The sequence below is a fragment of the Yoonia sp. MH D7 genome (assembly GCF_054439475.1).
In genome coordinates this window covers 1,492,024-1,512,505 of sequence record NZ_JBTJCF010000001.1, presented here as the reverse complement: position 1 = coordinate 1,512,505, position 20,482 = coordinate 1,492,024, and the positions used below count along the sequence as shown (strand labels likewise).

The 20,482-nt window shown below is 54.6% G+C and carries 22 protein-coding genes and 1 tRNA gene; 10 read left to right on the top strand and 13 right to left on the bottom strand.

The genetic code is table 11. The features are described from left to right. Positions 1-49: 49 nt before the first annotated feature. From ACXLHR_RS07395 to cysG, 5 genes are read right to left on the bottom strand one after another with little or no spacing between them, the layout of a single operon-like run. Positions 50-460, bottom strand: a complete 411-nt coding sequence (locus tag ACXLHR_RS07395) for a DUF934 domain-containing protein (RefSeq protein ID WP_458790839.1) — start codon at positions 458-460, stop codon at positions 50-52. Next, a complete protein-coding gene (locus tag ACXLHR_RS07390; RefSeq protein ID WP_458790838.1) occupies positions 457-1,176 on the bottom strand; it encodes a phosphoadenylyl-sulfate reductase in 720 nt (239 codons plus the stop codon). Before ACXLHR_RS07390 ends, ACXLHR_RS07395 begins: the two co-directional genes overlap by 4 nt. Then, on the bottom strand, positions 1,166-2,836 hold the full coding sequence (locus ACXLHR_RS07385; RefSeq protein ID WP_458790837.1) for a nitrite/sulfite reductase: 1,671 nt from the start codon (positions 2,834-2,836) through the stop codon (positions 1,166-1,168). The genes ACXLHR_RS07390 and ACXLHR_RS07385 overlap by 11 nt, the downstream gene beginning before the upstream one ends. Positions 2,837-2,839: 3 nt before the next feature. Continuing rightward, on the bottom strand, positions 2,840-3,133 hold the full coding sequence (locus ACXLHR_RS07380) for a DUF2849 domain-containing protein (protein ID WP_458790836.1): 294 nt from the start codon (positions 3,131-3,133) through the stop codon (positions 2,840-2,842). A 1-nt stretch (position 3,134) separates the two neighbouring features. Next, positions 3,135-4,550, bottom strand: a complete 1,416-nt coding sequence (gene cysG / locus ACXLHR_RS07375; protein WP_458790835.1) for a siroheme synthase CysG — start codon at positions 4,548-4,550, stop codon at positions 3,135-3,137. Between the two features lie 139 nt (positions 4,551-4,689). Here cysG and ACXLHR_RS07370 point away from each other — a divergent pair, with 139 nt between their 5' ends. After that, positions 4,690-5,151, top strand: coding sequence for an Lrp/AsnC family transcriptional regulator (locus tag ACXLHR_RS07370; protein ID WP_458790834.1), 462 nt, complete (start codon positions 4,690-4,692; stop codon positions 5,149-5,151). Between the two features lie 8 nt (positions 5,152-5,159). Here ACXLHR_RS07370 and ACXLHR_RS07365 read toward each other — a convergent pair whose 3' ends face one another. The 7 genes from ACXLHR_RS07365 to ACXLHR_RS07335 form a co-directional block, all read right to left on the bottom strand. Continuing rightward, positions 5,160-6,323, bottom strand: coding sequence for a cytochrome P450 (locus tag ACXLHR_RS07365; protein WP_458790833.1), 1,164 nt, complete (start codon positions 6,321-6,323; stop codon positions 5,160-5,162). Between the two features lie 652 nt (positions 6,324-6,975). After that, positions 6,976-7,704, bottom strand: coding sequence for a triose-phosphate isomerase (tpiA, locus tag ACXLHR_RS07360; protein WP_458790832.1), 729 nt, complete (start codon positions 7,702-7,704; stop codon positions 6,976-6,978). A 76-nt stretch (positions 7,705-7,780) separates the two neighbouring features. Continuing rightward, a complete protein-coding gene (locus ACXLHR_RS07355) occupies positions 7,781-8,083 on the bottom strand; it encodes a TfoX/Sxy family protein (protein WP_458790831.1) in 303 nt (100 codons plus the stop codon). Next, positions 8,083-8,445 (bottom strand): HesB/IscA family protein, encoded by a 363-nt coding sequence (locus ACXLHR_RS07350; protein ID WP_458790830.1) that lies wholly within the window; start codon positions 8,443-8,445, stop codon positions 8,083-8,085. The genes ACXLHR_RS07355 and ACXLHR_RS07350 overlap by 1 nt, the downstream gene beginning before the upstream one ends. 43 nt (positions 8,446-8,488) lie before the next feature. After that, the gene (locus ACXLHR_RS07345; protein WP_458790829.1) at positions 8,489-9,175 is read right to left on the bottom strand and encodes a DUF3307 domain-containing protein; all 687 of its coding nucleotides are present in this window, start codon (positions 9,173-9,175) and stop codon (positions 8,489-8,491) included. A 69-nt stretch (positions 9,176-9,244) separates the two neighbouring features. Continuing rightward, positions 9,245-9,850 (bottom strand): hypothetical protein, encoded by a 606-nt coding sequence (locus ACXLHR_RS07340; protein WP_458790828.1) that lies wholly within the window; start codon positions 9,848-9,850, stop codon positions 9,245-9,247. Positions 9,851-9,902: 52 nt separating this feature from the next. Beyond that, entirely contained in the window at positions 9,903-10,265 is a 363-nt protein-coding gene (locus tag ACXLHR_RS07335) for an SUF system Fe-S cluster assembly protein (protein WP_458790827.1), read from the bottom strand. Positions 10,266-10,527: 262 nt separating this feature from the next. Between ACXLHR_RS07335 and tgt the strand changes: the two genes are divergently transcribed. The 9 genes from tgt to ACXLHR_RS07290 all read left to right on the top strand — a co-directional run bounded on the left by tgt (position 10,528) and on the right by ACXLHR_RS07290 (position 18,315). Beyond that, positions 10,528-11,658, top strand: coding sequence for a tRNA guanosine(34) transglycosylase Tgt (gene tgt / locus ACXLHR_RS07330; RefSeq protein WP_458790826.1), 1,131 nt, complete (start codon positions 10,528-10,530; stop codon positions 11,656-11,658). A 55-nt stretch (positions 11,659-11,713) separates the two neighbouring features. After that, positions 11,714-12,538, top strand: a complete 825-nt coding sequence (locus ACXLHR_RS07325) for a WcbI family polysaccharide biosynthesis putative acetyltransferase (protein WP_458790825.1) — start codon at positions 11,714-11,716, stop codon at positions 12,536-12,538. Between the two features lie 168 nt (positions 12,539-12,706). Continuing rightward, positions 12,707-15,115, top strand: a complete 2,409-nt coding sequence (gene lon / locus ACXLHR_RS07320) for an endopeptidase La (protein ID WP_458790824.1) — start codon at positions 12,707-12,709, stop codon at positions 15,113-15,115. A 190-nt stretch (positions 15,116-15,305) separates the two neighbouring features. After that, entirely contained in the window at positions 15,306-15,452 is a 147-nt protein-coding gene (locus ACXLHR_RS07315; protein WP_458790823.1) for a hypothetical protein, read from the top strand. Between the two features lie 353 nt (positions 15,453-15,805). Continuing rightward, positions 15,806-16,240: an HU family DNA-binding protein gene (locus ACXLHR_RS07310; RefSeq protein WP_458790822.1), complete on the top strand. Its 435-nt coding sequence runs from the start codon at positions 15,806-15,808 to the stop codon at positions 16,238-16,240. Continuing rightward, a complete protein-coding gene (locus tag ACXLHR_RS07305) occupies positions 16,221-16,379 on the top strand; it encodes a hypothetical protein (RefSeq protein WP_458790821.1) in 159 nt (52 codons plus the stop codon). The genes ACXLHR_RS07310 and ACXLHR_RS07305 overlap by 20 nt, the downstream gene beginning before the upstream one ends. Continuing rightward, positions 16,379-16,936, top strand: a complete 558-nt coding sequence (locus ACXLHR_RS07300; RefSeq protein ID WP_458790820.1) for a histidine phosphatase family protein — start codon at positions 16,379-16,381, stop codon at positions 16,934-16,936. Before ACXLHR_RS07305 ends, ACXLHR_RS07300 begins: the two co-directional genes overlap by 1 nt. Before the next feature lie 41 nt (positions 16,937-16,977). Further along, positions 16,978-17,053: transfer RNA gene (locus tag ACXLHR_RS07295), tRNA-Val, on the top strand. Between the two features lie 129 nt (positions 17,054-17,182). Beyond that, a protein-coding gene (locus ACXLHR_RS07290) for an IS3 family transposase (RefSeq protein WP_458789667.1) occupies positions 17,183-18,315 on the top strand; the annotation gives its coding sequence in 2 pieces (ribosomal slippage) (positions 17,183-17,462 and positions 17,462-18,315; 1,134 coding nt in all). Positions 18,316-18,828: 513 nt separating this feature from the next. Here ACXLHR_RS07290 and tnpC read toward each other — a convergent pair. Continuing rightward, positions 18,829-20,442 (bottom strand): IS66 family transposase, encoded by a 1,614-nt coding sequence (tnpC, locus tag ACXLHR_RS07285; RefSeq protein ID WP_458792488.1) that lies wholly within the window; start codon positions 20,440-20,442, stop codon positions 18,829-18,831. Between the last annotated feature and the right edge of the window lie 40 nt (positions 20,443-20,482).

Below are 20,482 nucleotides of genomic sequence, written 5' to 3'. Positions count from 1 at the left end.
TTCTAGGGACCGCCCTCCGTTTAGTCTTTGATATGGATCAGGGAAAGGGCTAGCCGCGAAGTCGTGCCTGATAGTTGTGCGATTGCCAATCTGCGCGGGCCAGCCATTGGGGCTCGGGCTGGCGCGCGGCAAGGGTATCGTCGATCTCGACCTCGTCAAAGCCGCTGCGCCGCGCCATGGCATATTGGTCGGCGAGGATGTGTCCGCGTGCGCGAAGCCGTCCGTTAAACCCGTTGCTACGCAGAATCGCCGCAAGCGTAAAGCCGCGTCCGTCAGCGGAGGTAGGGAAATCGATGCGGATCATGCCGGCGTTGTTCAACGCCGCGAGCGCGTCAGGGGGCGTGTGCGATGCAAGGTCGATTGCACAGGTGCAATCATTGGCAGGTTCGCTATCTAGCGTCCGATATCCCATAGTCCAATCGTCACGAGAAAAGCCGGTGTCGGTGATGATAATGCTCATGCTGCTACGCCTGTTTTGATGATTTTGCCGCCTTCGAAATGAATGCCGCATTCTGATTTTTCCGTGTCACGCCAACGGCCTGCACGGGGATCTTCATCCGCTTCGACGCGGCTGGTGCAGGGCGTGCAGCCAATTGAGGGATAGCCTTGGGCAACCAAGGGGTGACGTGGCAATTTATGCGTTGTGATATAGGCGGCCAGATCTTGTCGTGTCCATGTGGCGAGCGGGTTCACCTTGATTTTGTGTGCGTCTTTTTCGAAATGGGGAATGTCGGCGCGCGCCCCCGATTGGAACCGTTTGCGGCCCGAAATCCAACTGCCGAAATCAGTGAGAGCATCTGCCAGCGGTTTGACTTTGCGCAGGTGGCAGCAGGCATTTGTATCGGCTTGGTGCAGCAATCCGTCGACATCGTTCACAAGCACCGCGTCGCGATCTGGCGTGATGACGCGAATATCAGTCAGGCCTAAGCTAAGGGCCACATCCTTTTGATATTGCAAGGTTTCGTCAAACAGCATTTCAGTGTCGAGAAAGATGATCGGGGTGGTTTTGTCAATTTGTGCCATCATATGCAACAGGACCACACTTTCGGCGCCGAAGCTACTGACGACAGCCGTTTTGCCGATTTGAACGTCGTCGATGACATGATGAAGGATGGTTTGCGGGTCCGACTTGCGGTGCAGTACGTTGCGGCGGTCTGCGATGTCTTTAAGCGGCATTTTTCACTGCCTTTTCTGGATAGAGTATATCTTTGAACGGGGCGGCACCGAGGCGGCGGTAGGCTTGCAGGAAGGTTTCGTCGGCAGACAGTCGCAGGCCGAGGTAACCCAGAACCAGTCGCTCGATTGCAGGTACAATGTCATCTGCGCCAAAGCCGGGACCAGCGCGCTCGCCGATAGTTGTGGTCTGTGTACCATCGCCGCCAAGGGTGATCTGGTAGTTCTCGACACCAGCGCGATCCAGTCCAAGAATGCCGATATGGCCGACATGGTGGTGACCGCAGGCATTGATGCAGCCCGAGATTTTGATTTTGAGCGCGCCTATTTCGTGCTCCAGTTTCAGCGCGTCGAACCTTGTTGCGATCTCTTGGGCGACAGGGATAGAGCGGGCAGTTGCGAGGGCGCAGTAATCCATGCCCGGGCAGGCGATGATGTCGCTGATCAGGCCGATGTTTGCGGTGGCGAGGTCAGCGTTGCGTAGCTCTGCGTAGATCGCGGGCAAGTCGGATTTATGTACATGGGGCAGGATCACGTTTTGCTCGTGGCTGATGCGCAACTCGTCGTGACCGTATTTCGCAGCAATGCCAGCCATGACGCGCATCTGCGCGGCGGTTGCGTCACCCGGTGTGAGCCCATGTTTTTTGATCGAAATGGACACGATAGCGTAGCCATTGGCGCGGTGCTCGGACAGGTTTGTGTCGCTCCATGAGCGGAAGGCTGGATTGGCAAGGCGTGCGGCCTCGAAACCGTCGGTGGACTTTGTCAAAAAGGCAGGGGGGGCGAATGAGCGTTCAATTTGCGCGAGCCAGTTTTGGTCGACTCCGGCAAAGTGAGGTGCGATTTGTGCGAAACGCGACTCGACGAGGTCTTGGATTTTTTCCAATCCGTTCTCGTGCAGCGTGATTTTTATGCGTGCTTTATACTTGTTATCGCGGCGACCTAGCAGGTTGTAGACGCTGACGATGGCTTCGCAGTAGGGCAGCAGATCGGATTTTGGCAGGAAGGCACGCAGCACTTTGCCGACCATGGGTGTGCGACCAAGGCCGCCGCCAACGATGACCTCAAAGCCGATTTCACCAGCAGCGTTTCGAATGACCCGCAGACCAATATCATGGGCGCGGATCACGGCGCGGTCGGCTTCGCAACCGGTCACGGCAATCTTGAATTTGCGCGGCAGGCCTTGGAATTCGGGATGGTCGGTGGACCATTGACGTAGCAACTCGGCGACGGGGCGCGGGTCTTCGACCTCGTCTTTTGCGGCGCCTGCAAAATGGTCCGCAGTGACGTTGCGGATCGTGTTTCCAGAGGTTTGGATTGCGTGCATGCCGACGTCGGCCAAGGCGTCGAGCATGTCTGGCACGTCGCGCAGTTCGGGCCAGTTATACTGGATGTTTTGGCGCGTTGTGAAATGGCCGTAGCCTTTGTCGTAGGTGTCGGCGAGGTATGCGAGTTGGGTCATTTGCGCGGAATTGAGGGTGCCGTAAGGGACTGCGACGCGTAGCATATAAGCGTGCAGTTGCAGGTAGAGGCCGTTCATGAGGCGCAGTGGCTTGAATTCATCTTCAGTCAGGGAGCCGTCGATGCGCCGTTCTACTTGGTCACGGAATTGCGCTACGCGGTTGCGGACAAAGTCGGTGTCGAAGTCATTGTAAACATACATGATTTAGGATTCCTGTTTGCCGTGGGCGTAGTTTGATGGGCCGCGCGTGCGGAAGGCTTCTCGAAAATGAACGGGTTGTGGACCGCGTTCAGTATTCTTTGCGTCGACCAGATAGACGCCGGAAACGGCGGCTTGGTCGGCTTGGGCATCGAGAAAACAGATCTCTGCGTGGGCTTCATCGGTGAATAGTTCGGCCTCGCCCATAATGCGCGTCCATGTCCCTTTTGGTGTGAACCAGATAGCGTCGCCTTCGAGAAGAGCATTTGCGGTGATGACTTTTGAGAAGGGAGCGGACATATCAAATTGCCTCCAGTTTGGTGTATTTTTCGCGTATTCTTTGCGTCTTGCATGCGTCTTGCGCTGCGCGTGGGGCGAGGCCCAGGAATGTAAGGGCGGGGCCGGTCAGATTTGCGTTTGAGAGTGTCGGTTCCAGCGTGGCTAGCGTGCAGGTAATGATGCGCTGATCAGGGCGTGAGATGTTTTCGATGATGGTCATCGGCGTGTCGGGGTTTGCACCATGCATCAAAAGCCGCCCTTGAATAAAGCGGGCGGATTTTATGCCCATGTAGATGGCCGCAACTTCATCCTCGACGGCCAGAGATTTCCAGTCGTGATCTGCGAAGCCTTGTGTGTCGTGTCCGGTGAGGAAGCGCACGGAGGCATTGCGTCCACGTTTTGTTAGGCTTTGTCCGATATGAGCGACAGCAGCGGAGGCCGCCGTAATGCCCGGAATGATTTGATAGGAGATATTTGCAGATGTAAGCGCGTCAATTTCTTCGTCCAAACGCCCGAATACCGTTGGATCACCTGATTTAAGCCGCACAACATGGTGGCCGTTCTGCGCGTGTTTGACGATCATAGCGTCAATGTCGGCCTGTGCCGTAGAGGCGCCAAAAGCGGTTTTGCCTGCGTCGATAATGATGGCCTCGCGGCGGGCGAGTTCGAGGATCGCAGGGGTTACTAGGCGGTCGTGGATAATTACGTCGGCTTTGTCGATGGCTTTGCGGGCTTTGAGTGTGAGAAGGTCAGGGTCGCCCGGACCCGCACCAACGAGATCAACGTGGCCTTCGGTTTTGGCGGACTGGATGTATTTGTCGAGCAGGGTGTCGAGGGCGGATTGCACGCCATCTATGCCTGCGTCTGCCATCGCGGTGGGGCCGGCGCTGAAGTAGAAATCGGACCAGAATGTGCGCCGTTTGACGCCAAAGGGCAGGACGTCAACGGCGTGACGGAATGTTTTACCGATACGCGCGAGTGCGCCGAGGGTCGTCGGGAGTTTTTCTTCGATGTCGGCTTTGATTGCGCGGGCGAGTACGGGAGCGGCCCCTTCAGTGCCGATGGCCACAACAACGGGGTCGCGGTCGACGATGGCTGGGGTGATGAACTGGCTGTCGTGCAGGTTATCGACAATATTGACGAGTGCGCCCTCTGCCTTGGCGATAGCGGCTGTACGTGCGTCCTCTGCTGCGTCTTCGTTTGCGCCGTAGAATAGGGCAGCGCAAATCGTGTCGCCGCGTTTCATGGCACGGGTGACAAGGGTGAGTTTGCCCGCTTGGTGTAAAAGGAGGAGATCGGCGCTGGGGTCGGCGGCATAAACGCTAATTTTGCCTCCGGTTTTCATCAGGAGGCGCAATTTTGCCAGTGCTGCTTCGCCTCCACCGGAGACAACGATCCGTTTGCCTGCGACGGCGAGAAAGATGGGGAAGTGCTTCATTGCGTCTCTCCTTGTCAAAACCTTGCCTCAATATAGGATAATTTTCTGGATATTGACCATATGTTGACGTAAGTAAGGACGTATGTTCGCATTGGGGCGGCAGGTGGATGAATTATTCCACGACAGCGGAGAATATAGAATGTCAGTGCGGATTGATGAGACAGACCGGAAGATTTTGCGCGCGCTTCAGGCCGACGCGGCGCAGTCTTTGGATGAAATTGCCAAGGTCGTAGGGTCATCCAAGACCCCGGTTTGGAACCGAATCCGCAAAATGCGCGAGGCGGGCGTGATTGGTCAGCAGACCGTCGTGTTGGACGCGGAAAAGTTAGGATTTGAGGCGTGTTTCTTTGTGCTGATCCGCACATCAGAGCATGACAAAGACTGGCAAGAGCGGTTTCTGCAGGCCTTGATGTCGCGCGATGAGGTGCAGGAGGCGCATCGTTTGGCGGGCGATATTGACTATATCTTAAAGGTTCGCGTGCAGAATGCCCGAGCGTATGACGTGTTTTATCAGGCGCTGATATCAGAAGTGCGCGTATTTAATGTGACGGCGTTGCTGTCGATGGAGGAGATTAAGTCGACGATCGCATTGCCCATTTAGGGCGCGCGTTAGGTTTGGACCATGAGGGAATCGAGACCGTGGAAGTGAAAGACGTCGGCATAGGTTGGTGCGCCGACGAGTTTGAGGTTCGGGCAGCGTTCAAATAGGATTTTGAGCGCGATTTCGATCTCTAAGCGTGCCAGTGGAGCGCCAACACAGAAGTGGATGCCACCGCCGAAGCTCGCGTTTTTTGGTCCTGTGCGGGCGGGGTCAAATGTAGCGGGGTCGGTGTAGGCTGCGGGGGCGCGGTTTGCCGCCGCGAGCAGGCAGGCGACCTGATCGCCGCGTTTAAGGTTTTCGCCGTAAAATTCCATGTCTTCATAGACATAACGGGTGAATATGTGGAGCGGCGGATCATGGCGGATCACTTCTTCCACGAGGGTGGGGGTGATGTTGCGGTGGCCGGTCTCTAACAGGGTTTTGGTACCGTTTCCGAGGGGGTGGACCGTGGCTTCGTGGCCGGCGTTCAGAAGCAGGATGCAGGTGGTGACAAGCTCGTCGTCGCTTAACCGGTCGCCGGCTTCATTTGCCGCGATGAGCGTCGAGATAAGATCATCGGCGGGTGCTTTGCGTTTGGCGGCGATGTGATCGCGGATGAATGCCGAGAACGCGAGGGTCGCTATGATTGCGTCTTGTTCTATTTGCGGCGTGCGTTTGGCTTGATACATGGCGACCATCGCGTTGGACCATATGAGCAGGTCGTCGCTGGCGTCGAGCGGCACACCCAACAGTTTGGCGATGATGCGCACCGGAACGGGTTGTGCGTAGGCGGTGAGCAGATCGAAGGGTTCGGAGGGGAAACGGTCGATCATGGCATTACAGAGCTGGTGCATGTCGGGGGCGAGGGCGGCGATGGTCCGGCTGGTGAAGGCGCGCAGAACAAGGCCGCGCAGGCGGGTGTGGCGCGGGGCCTCGAGTTCGAGCATCGAGTGCGCTTCGATGTCGTAAAAGGGGGTGAGGGCTTTGGGGATCTTGTGCGCAAATTCGGGCGGGCATTCGCGTCCCATGCGTTTGTCACGCAGCGCGGCGTGAGTGGCGGCGTAGCTGACCGTGCAGGCCATTTTATACTCGTCCCAGTAAAACAGATCGCCGTGCGCGCGTGTGCGTTCGTAGAACGGGTAGGGGTTTTGGACGAAGGCGGGATCAATTGGATCTTGGGAAAAGTGTTGCATATATAGGGTTTGCCGTGGCTGGGAGGTCATTGCAAGTGGTGACGGTTAAAGTTGTGTTACAACGCCAGTTTCGCGGACTGTATTTTGGGGAAATTCTACGTAATGGTGACCTCGCACCTGTTTATGCATCGGGTGTGCTGAGGCGTTGGATCAGGTTGGCTTTCGAGGGCCGTTGGATGTGGATGATCTGGCGACGAAAATTGGCGCGGTTTCAGGAGGTGCGATTTAGATCTTTGCCGAAAATGGGAGCGGGTTTTCGGAACGGGGCAAGGCCGCTGTTGTGGTACGTCAGCGGGTGATGGTTTTGGAGACGGGGCATATATCAGATGCCATTTCCAATGGCTTGCAGATGTTTTTACGGTACGGGAGCGAGTTGTTTTACCCAAGTAGATGTGGGCCGCGTGGTGGATTTAGTATGAAGCTACTGAAGCTTGACGATGGGCAAATCCCGCAGCATCTCGGACATATGATGCGGTGTGCGATCATATTTCTGATTATGGTCCCATATATTCCGGCAAAGTTTATCGGGCCTGTGACTATTGTGAGTTGGTCGACGGGTTTGAGGCGTGGAAAGGGTGCCGCTTGAGTTTCAGGCGGCGCCCGTTTTTTGTTATGGAGTTGCGCTTTTGGCGGGAATTTAACCGCTATCAAACTAGGCGGTCGAGAGCGCGTCCATGATGGGGGTGAAGTCGGCGGCGGTCAGGCTAGCGCCGCCGACAAGCGGGCCGTCGACGTCTGGAATGGCGAAAATTTCAGCGGCGTTGCCAGCTTTGACCGAGCCGCCGTAGAGGATGCGGAAGGCGGTGCCGTCGGAGAAATTTGCGATGAGGTGGGTACGGATATGCGCGTGAACTTCGCCGATTTGTGCGGAGGTTGGGACTTTGCCAGTGCCGATGGCCCAGACGGGTTCGTAGGCGATGACGGTATTTTTGGCGTTGGCGGTGTCGGGAATCGAACCTGTGAGTTGGGTCGAGATAATATTGAGGGTTTCGCCTGTTTCGCGCTGGTCCAGCGTTTCACCGATGCAGATGATTGCGGTGAGGCCTGCGGCATGGGCCGCGGTGGATTTGGCCTGCACGACTTCATTGGACTCCATGTAGTCGGTGCGGCGTTCCGAGTGGCCCGTGAGCGTGTAGGTCGCGCCCGCGTCAGCGAGCATTTGGGCGGAAATGTCGCCTGTGTGTGCGCCCGAGACGTTGGCGTGGCAGTCTTGGCCCCCGCGTGCAATTGGCAAGTCAGAGGCCGCGCTCAGCAGGGTCGCAGGGAGGCAGAGCAGGACGTCGATACCTTTTGCAGGATGATTTGCGATGGTGCGGGCCTGTTCGAGATCGGTGCGTGTCCCGTTCATTTTCCAGTTTCCGGCGGCAAGTTTACGGCGCATTGGTGTCCCTCCAGTAAGAATTTATCCAGTGGTAGCAAGATCATGGTGCGGTTGCAAAGCCGTAGTGGAGCGCCGTTCAGTCCAGAAGATCGCCGAGCGCCCGCCGTCCGAGTTCGCATGCGATAGTCGGGTCCTCAAGTGCTATGTCGGGCATGGACCAGTAGGGCATGTTGTGGAATTGAGTGCCGCCATCGTCCGCCAAGGTGCTGGCAAGGTTGCCTGTTGATTTGAGATAAATCGTGCCTTCGCCGTCAACCAGACTGAAGATCGTACCGTCATAGTAAAGCCCGAGGCCGCCGAACATTTTGCGGTGCGTGATCGGACCGAGGTCAGAAAACAGGTCGGTTGCAAAAGCGACGTCGGCGTCAGAGACGGACATTATTTAGTGTCCAGCGTTTCGCTGAATTTGATCGACTCGCCACACCCGCAGGCGTCGACCACATTGGGGTTGCGGAATTTAAAGCCAGACTCGAGCAGGGATGTCTCATAGTCGATTTCGGTTCCGAACAGGAACATTTGTGCCATTGGTGCGATCATCACGCGCGCGCCGTTTGTCTCAATTGTCTCGTCCAGAGGATTGATTTCGTTGACATATTCCATGGTGTATTCCATGCCCGCGCAGCCGCCTTTTTTCACACCGATGCGTAACCCTTCAGAGCCGTCTTTGGTCATAAGTTTTGCGATTTGCGTCGCCGCTTTGTCGGTGATGGAAACCGCTTGTTTGCCTGGGATGCCGAACATGAAAATCTCCTTTTGGGTTATTTAGGCACGAATGGGGGCCGGCTCAAGGGAGGGCCGCGAATGTGATGAGATTAGCCGTGCCGAAGCTGAAGAGAAGCGCCCAACCGAATGAAGCGAGAGTGCCAATGATGACATATTCGCTGGCTTTTTGATCTTTGGACGCAGTGTCGAAGCGTAGCACTGATTTTGCTGCGATCAGGAAGCCGATGGCGGCGGGTTGTCCGGTGAGCACCAGCAGGAAGATCACGGCGCGTTCCAACATGCCAATCATCCGACCGGCGTTGGGCAGGCCGTCGCCTTGGCTGCCGTGAAAGTCTTGCATCAGGAGCCCGATCGCGGGGCCGCCAGCCCAGACGGTGACGATGAGCCCTGCTGTTGTGGCCAGTGGGACGTTGAAGGCGGTATCAGCGGGCCAGAGCGTTGATATTTGCGGAAAGATAAAGAAAATCAAGATGATAGTGGCGAAGTGGGCGGCTTGATCGGCGATGTAGGTCCAGAGTTTTTCGGGTGCAAAATGGGTTTTAATCACGTCGATAATAAGGTGAAGGGCGGTCAGCGTTAAAGCGGGGCCGATGCTGCCGCGTAGCGCCAAAGCGGCGGTAATAAAGACAATTACAATATGCGCGCCCATGGCTACGGGGCGTTTTTTGTTTGTGATAATCCAGCTGGTTTGCAGCAGATAGTCGGCGATCAGGTGGGCGCAGATCAGGGCGAGGGCAGTGGTCAGCATGGTGCTGTCTTTTGGGGTAACAGGTTAAGGGGGCTGTAATGGAGGAAAACAGGTAAAAGTGGCTGTAAATTAGGAAGCATCGAGGGCCTCACAGATATCAATCAGGGCGTCGACGCCCGAGGCATCAAGGGACTGCTGCACTGATTGTTGTGTGATCCCCAATTGTAGGGCCAATTCGGCTTGGGTTGGGCGGTTTGGGGCCAGCGCGCGTAGGGCAAGTGCAGCCTGTGTGTGGGTCCAGCGCGCGATGATTTCTTCGGCCAACCGCAAGATCAGGCTATGCGTGCCACCTTCGGGGACAACGCTAAAGGTGCGTTTTTTCGGCATGGCCTCAAGAGCTTGGCCTGATTTTATGAATGCAGGCCCCGAGGCGGTGGAAAGGTCGCTGCCTGCAAGTGTGCCTGTGTCAACTGCCAGAGCGATGCGCGTGTCGTAGCGCCGGTCGGTCATGCGTACGGCGGCGCGCGCGGCAAAAGTCGCGCGTAGAGCAAAGCGCGGATCGGCCACCATTTGCCAGCCGTCGCCGCGATTGCGTGTCAGGTAAGCGGGCGCGCCTTGCCATTTTTCGATTACATCAGCTGCAAGATGTAAGTTATTGAAAATAAGGTCTAAACCACCATCGGGTAGTTGCGATGATTTGATAATATCGCCCGTCAGGACGGCGTAGTCTGCCATATGTCGCCCCTTTTGTAGCAATGGTTAAGCGGCCTGCACTCAAGATCAAGCGTTACATAAAGCCGAGCTCGAGCCGTGCTTCGTCGGACATCATTTCCATGCCCCATTGTGGTTCGAATGTCATGGCTACGTCGACGTGTTTGACGCCTGGTAGGGGTTCGACCGCATCAGCGACCCAGCCGGGCATTTCGCCTGCAACCGGACACCCCGGGGCGGTGAGGGTCATGATGACATTCACTGCATTATCGTCTTTGATATCAATGGTATAGATCAATCCAAGGTCAAAGATATTGACTGGAATTTCGGGGTCGTAAACGGACCGGATGGCCTCGACGATTGTATCGTAAAGCGGGTGGTCTGTGGATGAAGGGGCGATGAGAGGTGTGCCTTCAACGGGTGAGTTTGCGTCTGTCATGGCTGATGTCCTGCTATTCCTGACTGAACATATAGGGATTAGAGGGGCGGGCGTAAAGGGTTGAGAGTGGGCGCCGTAATTTTACGACGGAAAGGGAAAATTAAGAGGTTGGAGTATATGTCGGGTGAAGCAACTGGATTTGGTTATTATTGCAAGGAGGAGAAGCGTGTTTTGGGAAAGTCTTGCATTTTTGGCGGCCGTTTCCTGTTACCTGTGTGCGATCCCTCTTTTCCTTTTGCCAAAGTTGCGGCAAGAGGGGGCTATGACACAACGTATTTCATTTGATCTGCAAGCGACCGACGGCAAAGCCCGCACCGGTGTTATTTCCACCCCGCGTGGCGACATTCGTACGCCTGCGTTTATGCCGGTTGGCACGGCTGCAACGGTCAAGGCGATGTTACCGTCGAGTGTGGCTGCGACTGGTGCTGATATTTTACTAGGCAATACCTATCATTTGATGTTGCGCCCGACGGCGGAACGTATTGCCAATTTAGGTGGTCTGCATAAGTTTATGAACTGGGAGAAGCCGATCCTGACGGATAGTGGCGGATTTCAGGTCATGAGCCTCGCGGATTTACGCAAGATGTCCGAGAAGGGTGTCACATTTAAGAGCCATATTGACGGGTCTAAACATGAGTTAACACCAGAGCGATCAATGGAAATTCAGAAGTTGTTGGGGTCGGATATTGTCATGTGTTTTGACGAATGTCCTGCGCTTCCTGCGGATCGTGGCCGTATTGAAGAGAGCATGCGGATGTCTATGCGGTGGGCGCAGCGATCGCGCGATGCTTTTGGAGACCGTCCCGGTCATGCCTTGTTTGGAATTCAGCAAGGTGGTCTTGAACAGGATATGCGCGAAGAGAGTGCATCGGCGCTGGTTGATATCGGATTTGATGGTTACGCCGTTGGCGGGTTGGCCGTGGGCGAGGGCCAAGAGGCAATGTTTGGCGTTTTGGACTTTGCCCCCGATCAGTTACCTGTTGATAAACCAAGGTACCTGATGGGCGTGGGCAAGCCGGATGATATTGTGGGCGCGGTCAAGCGCGGGATCGATATGATGGATTGTGTGTTGCCTAGCCGGTCGGGGCGCACAGGACAGGTTTTCACACGGCGCGGTGTTTTAAATATCAAGAACGCACGCCACGCTGATGATCCACGGCCATTGGACGAAAATTGTAGCTGTCCCGCCTGTTCGAGTTATAGCCGCGCGTATCTGCATCATGTGTTTCGCGCGCAGGAGATGATCTCGGGGATGTTGCTGACGTGGCATAACCTGCATTATTTTCAGGATATTATGCAGGGGATGCGCGATGCGATTGCGCAGGGGACGTTTGGCGCGTGGGAGGCACAGTTTCATGCGGGTCGGGCGCAGGGGGATATTGACCCGCTTTGATGTTCGCATCAATCCGAGGTAATCGCGTTACGAGCAGGATAAAAGGACCGTAACGATGAAAGTGTTCTTCCTAGGGAGTTGTCAGATCAATGCAATGCGCGGGCTTTGCCGCGAGATGTTTCCTGATCTGGACGCGAGTTTTCAGACGATCACGCCGTATTGGGGGAGGTTTGACGAGGAAACGACGCGCCGTGAATTGGACGAAGCTGATCTTGTTATTTCGCAGGCGATTGCCAATCCGACGACCACGTTTAACGTGAATGATGTGATTGCGAGTGCGCGGGGCGACGTGGTTTTTGTGCCTTACGTTTATATCGATGGTATCGCATCGCTGGAGATTATTGCCTCTAAAGGTAAATCGGTCATTTATGGGGCAGAGCAGATTTTGCGTGGGCAAGAGGGTCGCAAGCCGATCAAGATTTTCGAAGATTATTACAACGGCGAGATTGATATGGAGTGCGAGGCGCGGGTTCTGGGCTCGATTGAGCGGATTGCGCAAAAGGAAGCCGAGGACTGCGATATTAAGATTGCTGATTATTTGAGCGCGACGTGGCGTCAACAACCGACGTTATATGGGATAAATCACCCAACGCAGCATGTTGTGTTCGAGATGTTTAAACGAGTTTGTGAAAAGGTCGGCTGGGAATATGATGAGGAGCACAAAAATGATCCAATTGCGTGGGGCCGCAGAGCCTTGCCTGCGTCACAGCGCGGGTTTACCCCCCAAGATGCAAAAATATTGCAGCTGGAATATCCTTGCGACACCCATTGGTATGGGCAAAGTTATAAATTGTTGCACTTAGCCTTGAAGGCAGAAGAGAATGCGTCGCGTGAATTCGAGAAAAACGAGTTTCGCGAGAAGGATGAAGTGCAAAACTGATCGTGTTTCGCTAAAGTTGCCTTGCTGATGGTGACTGGTGTAGGCAGAGTGTCACAAAATCGTTGGGCTGTTGAAACTGTGGGGCAATCGCCCCATCTTAACTAGTCCAAGGGATGAGTTTGTTGCCGCGAAGCGGGGCGGGTTCATCTGCATAAAAAGGAAAAGAGCATGAAAGAACCGTTGAGTTTATCTTACCCCGTTTTGCCGTTGCGCGATATTGTGGTGTTTCCACATATGATTGTGCCGCTTTTTGTCGGGCGTGAGAAATCTGTGCGCGCTTTGGAAGAGGTGATGCAGGACGACAAACAAATTTTACTTTCTAGCCAGATTGATCCCGGCGAGGACGATCCGGCGCAGGATGGCATCTATAAGACAGGCGTTTTGGCCAATGTTTTGCAATTGTTGAAGCTGCCGGACGGCACCGTAAAGGTGTTGGTTGAGGGCCGCGATCGCGTGCGGATTACCGGATACCTTGATAATTCTAAGTACTTTGAGGCCTCTGCAGAATATCTTGAGGAAGTGCCTGGAGCGGCTGACGAAACAGAAGCATTGCTACGCAATGTCGCTTCTGAATTCGAGCGCTATGCCAAAATCAAGAAGAACATTCCAGAAGAGGCGATGGCCGCTGTTGGTGACGCAACCGAGCCAGAGAGACTGGCAGATTTGGTCGCAGGGCATTTGGGTATCGAGGTGGATCAAAAGCAGGGATTGCTGGAGACGCTGTCGGTGTCCGAGCGTTTGGAGAAAGTTTACGGCTTGATGCAGGGCGAAATGTCCGTGTTGCAGGTCGAGAAAAAGATCAAAACCCGTGTGAAATCCCAGATGGAGCGCACCCAGCGCGAATATTATCTGAATGAGCAGATGAAGGCCATTCAGAAGGAATTGGGCGATGGCGAGGACGGGGCGAATGAGGTCGCGGAACTTGAGGCGCGGATTGCTGAAACCAAGCTGTCGAAAGAAGCCAAAGAGAAGGTCGATGCCGAACTGAAGAAGCTCAAAAATATGAGCCCGATGTCGGCAGAAGCCACAGTTGTGCGCAACTATCTGGACTGGATTTTGGCCGTTCCTTGGGGCGTGAAATCGCGTACCAAGAAGGATTTGACCGCGGCCCAAAAGGTTCTGGACGATGATCACTATGGTCTGGACAAGGTTAAAGAACGTATTGTTGAGTATCTTGCGGTGCAACAGCGTTCGGCCAAGTTGAAGGGCCCGATCATGTGTTTGGTCGGTCCTCCGGGTGTGGGTAAAACCAGCCTTGGTAAATCTGTGGCAAAGGCGACGGGTCGTGAGTTTATCCGTATTTCCCTTGGGGGTGTGCGTGATGAAAGCGAGATCCGTGGTCACCGTCGGACCTATATTGGCTCGATGCCCGGTAAGATTATTCAAGCGCTAAAAAAGGCAAAGACGACGAACCCATTGATTTTACTTGATGAAATTGATAAAATGGGTCAAGATTTTCGTGGCGACCCTGCGTCGGCGATGCTGGAAGTGTTGGATCCGGAACAGAACTCCACATTTGTGGATCACTATTTGGAGGTCGAGTATGACCTGTCGAATGTGATGTTCTTGACCACGTCGAATTCGTATAACATGCCCGGCCCGCTTTTGGATCGTATGGAGATCATCACATTGTCGGGGTATACCGAGGATGAGAAATGCGAGATCGCCAAACAGCATTTGCTGCCGAAGGTCATGAAAAACCACGGTTTGAAGGCCAAAGAGTTTAGCATTGCAGATGATGCGTTGCTGGCGATGGTGCGGGTTTATACGCGTGAGGCTGGCGTGCGGAATTTAGAGCGTGAATTGGCAAAAGTGGCCCGCAAGGCTGTGACCAAGATCGTAAAGAAGGAAGCCACAGTTATCGCCGTGAACGCGGATAATCTGGATGAGTATCTGGGTGTGAAAAAGCACAAATATGGCCTGGCGGAAGAGACCGATCAGGTGGGTGTTGTCACGGGACTTGCGTGGACCTCTGTTGGTGGGGAATTGCTGAATATCGAAGCGCTGCGGTTGCCGGGCAAAGGCCGTATGAAGACCACGGGTAAACTGGGTGATGTGATGAAGGAGTCCATCGAAGCTGCGTCATCTTATGTGCGTTCGATTGCACCCGAGATTGGTGTGAAGCCGACCAAGTTTGACACCATTGATATTCACGTTCACGTTCCTGATGGCGCGACGCCGAAAGACGGTCCGAGTGCCGGTCTGGCAATGGTCACGTCGATAGTGTCGGTGTTGACGGGGATTCCTGTGCGCAAGGATATTGCCATGACGGGCGAAGTGTCGTTGCGCGGCAATGCGATGCCGATTGGTGGCTTGAAAGAGAAGCTGTTGGCGGCGTTGCGTGGCGGGATCAAGACGGTTTTGATCCCTGTGGATAACGAAAAGGATCTGCCCGAGATCCCTGACAATGTGAAAGAGGGGCTTACGATTATCCCTGTGAAACATGTGTCTGAGGTGTTGCACCATGCGCTGGTGTCCAAGCCCGTGCCGATTGAGTGGGACGAAGCGGCGGAAGAAGCGGCAGCGGCGGCGGCCCTGGTTCGTGCGGCAGGTTCGGCAGGAGCCACGGCCCATTAAGCGAGCTATTGTGTGATTTGGAATGGCGTGCCGCGCGAGTGGTGCGCCATTTCTTTTTGGCGATGCGGTCATCTTTGTGACAGTGCTATATTTAGTCAGCGGGTCATTCTGTTTTCACCTTACGAATGACGGGGAGACGCTGAAGATGCGCATGAGGCATTGGTCTTTTCATGACAGAAAGATGTTGAGTATGTTTGATAAATATACCTTTAGGACCGACCGCGGCGCTGCTGTTTTACAGCGGGACGTGGACGCAATTGGCGCGGTGAAATTGCTTGCTTTGAAGCCGTTTTATGGTCTGTCTTGTCTTTTTATGTGCCACGTGATGGGCGGATAAGAGGACTGGCGCTTTATCATCTGGAGGGGCCGTTGCCTGTCAGTGCCAATTTTATGCTTATGTTGGCGCTGCCAATAGGGCAGGCGGCGTTCGTGACGATGGTGCGTGTATTACCGTCAATATTGCCAACGCATTGCCCGATCTTGAGAGCTGTTTTACAACCTGTGCAGAATTGGGGGGACGTTGAGGGGGTTTCTTGTGAGGCATGGCAGAGGTGTCAGTTCACACGCATGGGTGGTCTGATGGGTGCGCAAACTTTGGAATGTGCAACAAACTGAAAAATTTGAAGAATCCCTTGTAAGCAAATCGAGATCTCTGCCATAACTTGGTTGAAATGAAGTGAGGAACGTCTGATGTCGGGCAAGAAAAGTGGTGCTTCTGGCACCGTCAAATTGAATACTGTGATGCCTGAGCCGGTGGTGACACCGCTCAATGCTATGTCGCCGAAAGCCAAAATTGCGTCGGCCGCCGTGTCAGTGCCGCAGGGTGAAACGGTGAAGAAGCCCGAGTTTATTGATCGTGCCGTGGCCCGAACAGAAGTCAAAAAGCGCGATGCGAAACCTGCGATTGAGGCCGCTTTGGCGGTTTTGGCCGAAGCGTTGGAAAATGGCGAAGAGTTGAATTTACCGCCGATGGGTAAGCTGCGTGTGGTCAAGTCCAAGGATGTTGGTGACGGCGCGAAGGTTTTGACGCTTAAGCTGCGCACGATGAAAGATGGCGCGGGGCAGGGTGCTGGCCAAACGGATCATGTGTCAGATATCGACGACGATGATGACGACGAGGATTGATGATTTCATTGTTGGTCATCGCGGATCTGTTGGCGACGATGAACTGGTGCGCCGCGTGACTTGCGTTGGCTTTGAGCGCCATGTGCAGCATGATGTGAACAACGTGGTGAAGAGCTTTGTTGACGCAGGATTAGCATGATGTTTCCCGAACTTTATATTTTGCGGCATGGCCAGACCGAGTGGAATGCTGCTGGCCGTATGCAGGGGGCGCTGAATTCTCCGTTGACCCCGCAGGGTGGGTTGGATGCGGCGCGTCAAGGCGAGATTTTGAGCGGGTTGGATTTACAAGGCTTTGATTTTGTATGCAGCCCACAGGCGCGTGCGGTGCAGACGGCGGGAATCGCGTTGGCGCACATTGCGGGAATGATCCGCACCGACGACAGGTTAGTTGAAATTGGTGTCGGGGATTGGGCTGGTCTGTACCGTAGTGATTTGCCGATGGCTGATGTGCCTGATCCCCATATGGCCCAATATGAGGCGGCACCGGGCGGCGAGGGATTGGCGGCGGTCGAGCGCCGTATTGCTGCGTTTTTGGCTGATTTGAAGGGTCCTGCGGTGCTTGTTACTCACGGTATTACAAGCCGCGTGATCCAGACGTTGGTTGTGGGCGAGGCCTCGTTGGGTCGGTCGACAATCCACGACGGGCAGGGTTGTGTTTACCATTTAAAAGACGGTGTGAAAAAAATGCTAAAATGAGGCTTGCACACCGTAGCGCGTTGTTCTAAATGACCGCTATCGGGTGATTAGCTCAGTTGGTAGAGCGCTTCCTTTACACGGAAGATGTCGGGAGTTCGAGCCTCTCATCACCCACCATACTTATATAGTGTTTTCCCAAATTTTGATAAGTATTTGCTGGTTCACCGAACCAACCCGTTGAGAGGTGGTCGCGGATTTTCGGACCAGTTGTTAAGGTGGATCGCATGACGAAAGAAGTGATCCCAAATGACAAAACGAAAGAACCATTCGCCCGATTTCAAAGCCAAGGTTGCGCTTGAAGCAATCCGCGAGGAGATGTCGATGGCGGAACTGTCCAAAAAATATGGCGTTCATCCGACCCAGATAGGGACTTGGAAACGGGCGGCGATAGAGAATATGGCGACGGCATTTACGCGCAAAGGTTCAGCGCCCGATGGGGTAAGTGCCGTTGACGTCGACAAGCTGCATTCCAAGATAGGTCAGCTTGTTGTGGAGCGAGATTTTTTGGCGGATGCCTCGCAGCAGTTGCTCGGGATGCGAGGCAAAAAATGGTGAGCCGAGATCATAAGTTAAGCATGCGTAAACAGTGCGAACTATTGCAGTTGTCGCGTTCGCGGCTTTACTACCAGCCCGTCGGCGAGAGCGCTGAGAACCTGCGGTTCATGGAAATCATCGACAAACAGTTCCTGGAAACGCCTTGGTATGGATCGCGTCAGATGGCCCGGTACATGAAGCGCAACAATCACCAATGTGGCCGCCACCGGATCCGGCGCTTGATGCGGCTTATGCGTCTGGTTCCGATCTATCAGGAGCCCAACACAAGTAAAAAGCATCCGCATCACAAGATCTGGCCTTACTTGCTGAGGAATGCGGCAATTGACCGCCCAAATCAGGTTTGGTGCGCAGATATTACCTACATACCGATGCGACGCGGCTTCCTGTATCTCGTGGCGATCATGGATTGGCACAGCCGCAAAGTGCTTTCGTGGCGGCTGTCCAACAGTATGGATGCAGACTTTTGCGTCGAGGCTTTGAAAGAGGCGCTCGCCAAGCACGGCACGCCGGAAATCTTCAACACCGATCAGGGCAGCCAATTTACCAGCGGCGCTTGGATCGACGTGCTGGTCGACGCAGACATCAAGATCAGCATGGACGGAAAAGGCGCATGGCGCGACAATCGCATGATCGAAAGGCTCTGGCGATCGTTGAAGTATGAATGCGTCTATTTGAATGCCTTTGAGACAGGCTCGGAAATGCGGGCTGGGATCGGCAAATGGCTGACGTATTACAACTCTGAGCGCCCGCATTCAACTCACGGCATATTGACCCCAGATGAGGCCTATGTCAGCAAAACAGAACCAATGAGATTAGCAGCCTAAATAAAACCCAGATCCACCTTAACAAGGATGTAAACTGGTCTAAAATCTAGGACCACCTCTTTCAGCCTCGGCTTCCTTTCTTGAGCGTGCCTTAAGTTGATATCTACGGCGCTTTCCGACCTCAATCCATGAGACGCAGAAGCCGCCGCGTAGCCTTCCAATTGTGAGTTCTGACATGCTTCCGTTTCCTTTACGATTGCAGCTGGTATGCGGTATAATTTACCAAGACGAAAATGAGCTAGATCACCAGAAACGCATTGGTTCCGGATCGTCGTGGCACTAACATCCCACCGTTTTGCAAGGCTATATGGTGAAAATGGAGTGTCCAAAATGACTTGATTTTCCATGCGTTACTTCCTTGGTTCTGAATAGATAGGAATTGCTTTTTTTGAGGTGCCCCTAGATTTGTAGACGCTTTGCTTGGTAATTTTGGAACCAAGGAGAGACGGATATGACCAAAGGAATACGGTTTACAGACGAGTTCAAACGTAACCGCGCGATTGAGACCGCGGCTTATGCAGCTTGACTGTTTTGCGTGGCCATTGGCGCCCAATTCCAAGGTAGCAATTCGTCCAACCTATTGATCTTGTGATCATGGATACGGTCGAGAATGTCGGCCAGATATGCTTGCGGATTTAGGCCATTCAGCTTGGCGGTTTCAATGACGGTCATGGCACGCGCAAGTGTTTCCGCACCGGTGTCCGCCCCGGCAAACAGCCAGTTTTTTCTTCCGATGCCGATCGGGCGCAAGGCACGCTCGGCTGGATTGTTGTCGATGGCGACACGACCGTCAGCCAGGAACAGGCTGCAAGCCTCCTGCCGACTGAGGCCATAGCGGAACGCCTTTGCCAGTTCGCTCTTGCCAGGAATGCGCAGGAGCTGTTGTTCGGACCAGACAAAGAAGGCCTCGATCTTTGACCAGCTCAGCTTTTGACGCGCGGCATGGCGGACATCAGCGGGTTGACCATTGATGTCGCGCTCAATGTCGTAAAGCTTGCCGATCCGGTCGAGCGCCTCGCGGGCGATCTCGGACTTGGTTGATGACCAGAAGTCGTGGAAGTCGCGCCGCAGATGCGCCCAACAGGCGGCTTCGCGCAAACGCGGCACACCACCCGGTTCAGGCTCATAGAGTTTGGCGTAGCCTTTGTAACCATCCGCCTGAAGGATGCCACGAGCATTGGCCAGATGGCTCAGGACATGCTCCTCCTTCCAGTTTGGTGCAAACCGATAGACAGCACCGGGTGGAGATGATCCCGCCCAAGGACGCTGATCGCGCACATAGGCCCAGATCCGACCTTGCTTCACCCCCTTGCCAAGTCCCTTGTCGCGCCTTGAGCGATCCAGCACCCGGATCGGCGTGTCATCTGCATGGAGTAGATCACTTGCCATGACGTCCATCTCGATCCGCTCGATAAGTGGCAACAGCGTCTTCATGGCGCGGCCACACCAACCGACAAGCGTGCTTTCAGGGATGTCCGCGCCCATGCGCTCAAATATCTCATGTTGACGATAAAGGGGAAGGTGATCGTCGAACTTCGAGACCAGTATGTGCGCCAGCAGGTTCGGACCCGCCATGCTACCCGGGATCGGGCGGCTGGGTGCGGGCTCCTGCACCATATTCTCACAGCGGCGACAGGACTTTTTGATCCGGGCGATCTGGATCACCTTCATCTGAGCGGCGATCATGTCGATCAGTTCGCTGACATCCTCGCCCACCACGCGCAGATCGCCACCACAATCCGGGCAGCATGTGCCGGGATCAAGTTCCCGCCGTTCACGCAGGGTCGCATCAGAGACCCGCGGTCGGCGGCGGAGTGTGGGGGCAGACACCTCATTGGATGCAGGTTTGTCATGACCTTCGTCAATTGGCGTCTCATCCTCCTCGGCAACAGCAATGAGCAGGCCTTCGAGTGCCAGCTCCAACTGTTCAATCTCGCGCTCGATCTTTTCCGAAGATTTACCAAAAGCCAATTTCTGCAACTTGGCGATCCGCAAACGTAGCGCCTGAACAAGCTGGTCATGCACACGCAAGGTGGCCGATATTTTGGCATTCTCCACCTGCAAAGCAGCGATCATTGCCTTCAAAACGGCAGGGTCATCAGGGAGGTTTTGCACATCAATGGACATGCGCAAAACTACCATAGCAAGGGTATAGACGCCATAAAGA

What these genes read in the sequence shown, in the direction of transcription:
- ACXLHR_RS07395 (WP_458790839.1), bottom strand. Translation starts at nt 460, where the DNA reads ATGAGCATTATCATCACCGACACCGGCTTTTCTCGTGACGATTGGACT.
- ACXLHR_RS07390 (WP_458790838.1), bottom strand. Translation starts at nt 1,176, where the DNA reads ATGCCGCTTAAAGACATCGCAGACCGCCGCAACGTACTGCACCGCAAG.
- ACXLHR_RS07385 (WP_458790837.1), bottom strand. Translation starts at nt 2,836, where the DNA reads ATGTATGTTTACAATGACTTCGACACCGACTTTGTCCGCAACCGCGTA.
- ACXLHR_RS07380 (WP_458790836.1), bottom strand. Translation starts at nt 3,133, where the DNA reads ATGTCCGCTCCCTTCTCAAAAGTCATCACCGCAAATGCTCTTCTCGAA.
- cysG (WP_458790835.1), bottom strand. Translation starts at nt 4,550, where the DNA reads ATGAAGCACTTCCCCATCTTTCTCGCCGTCGCAGGCAAACGGATCGTT.
- ACXLHR_RS07370 (WP_458790834.1), top strand. Translation starts at nt 4,690, where the DNA reads ATGTCAGTGCGGATTGATGAGACAGACCGGAAGATTTTGCGCGCGCTT.
- ACXLHR_RS07365 (WP_458790833.1), bottom strand. Translation starts at nt 6,323, where the DNA reads ATGCAACACTTTTCCCAAGATCCAATTGATCCCGCCTTCGTCCAAAAC.
- tpiA (WP_458790832.1), bottom strand. Translation starts at nt 7,704, where the DNA reads ATGCGCCGTAAACTTGCCGCCGGAAACTGGAAAATGAACGGGACACGC.
- ACXLHR_RS07355 (WP_458790831.1), bottom strand. Translation starts at nt 8,083, where the DNA reads ATGTCCGTCTCTGACGCCGACGTCGCTTTTGCAACCGACCTGTTTTCT.
- ACXLHR_RS07350 (WP_458790830.1), bottom strand. Translation starts at nt 8,445, where the DNA reads ATGTTCGGCATCCCAGGCAAACAAGCGGTTTCCATCACCGACAAAGCG.
- ACXLHR_RS07345 (WP_458790829.1), bottom strand. Translation starts at nt 9,175, where the DNA reads ATGCTGACCACTGCCCTCGCCCTGATCTGCGCCCACCTGATCGCCGAC.
- ACXLHR_RS07340 (WP_458790828.1), bottom strand. Translation starts at nt 9,850, where the DNA reads ATGGCAGACTACGCCGTCCTGACGGGCGATATTATCAAATCATCGCAA.
- ACXLHR_RS07335 (WP_458790827.1), bottom strand. Translation starts at nt 10,265, where the DNA reads ATGACAGACGCAAACTCACCCGTTGAAGGCACACCTCTCATCGCCCCT.
- tgt (WP_458790826.1), top strand. Translation starts at nt 10,528, where the DNA reads ATGACACAACGTATTTCATTTGATCTGCAAGCGACCGACGGCAAAGCC.
- ACXLHR_RS07325 (WP_458790825.1), top strand. Translation starts at nt 11,714, where the DNA reads ATGAAAGTGTTCTTCCTAGGGAGTTGTCAGATCAATGCAATGCGCGGG.
- lon (WP_458790824.1), top strand. Translation starts at nt 12,707, where the DNA reads ATGAAAGAACCGTTGAGTTTATCTTACCCCGTTTTGCCGTTGCGCGAT.
- ACXLHR_RS07315 (WP_458790823.1), top strand. Translation starts at nt 15,306, where the DNA reads ATGTTTGATAAATATACCTTTAGGACCGACCGCGGCGCTGCTGTTTTA.
- ACXLHR_RS07310 (WP_458790822.1), top strand. Translation starts at nt 15,806, where the DNA reads ATGTCGGGCAAGAAAAGTGGTGCTTCTGGCACCGTCAAATTGAATACT.
- ACXLHR_RS07305 (WP_458790821.1), top strand. Translation starts at nt 16,221, where the DNA reads ATGATGACGACGAGGATTGATGATTTCATTGTTGGTCATCGCGGATCT.
- ACXLHR_RS07300 (WP_458790820.1), top strand. Translation starts at nt 16,379, where the DNA reads ATGTTTCCCGAACTTTATATTTTGCGGCATGGCCAGACCGAGTGGAAT.
- tnpC (WP_458792488.1), bottom strand. Translation starts at nt 20,442, where the DNA reads ATGTCCATTGATGTGCAAAACCTCCCTGATGACCCTGCCGTTTTGAAG.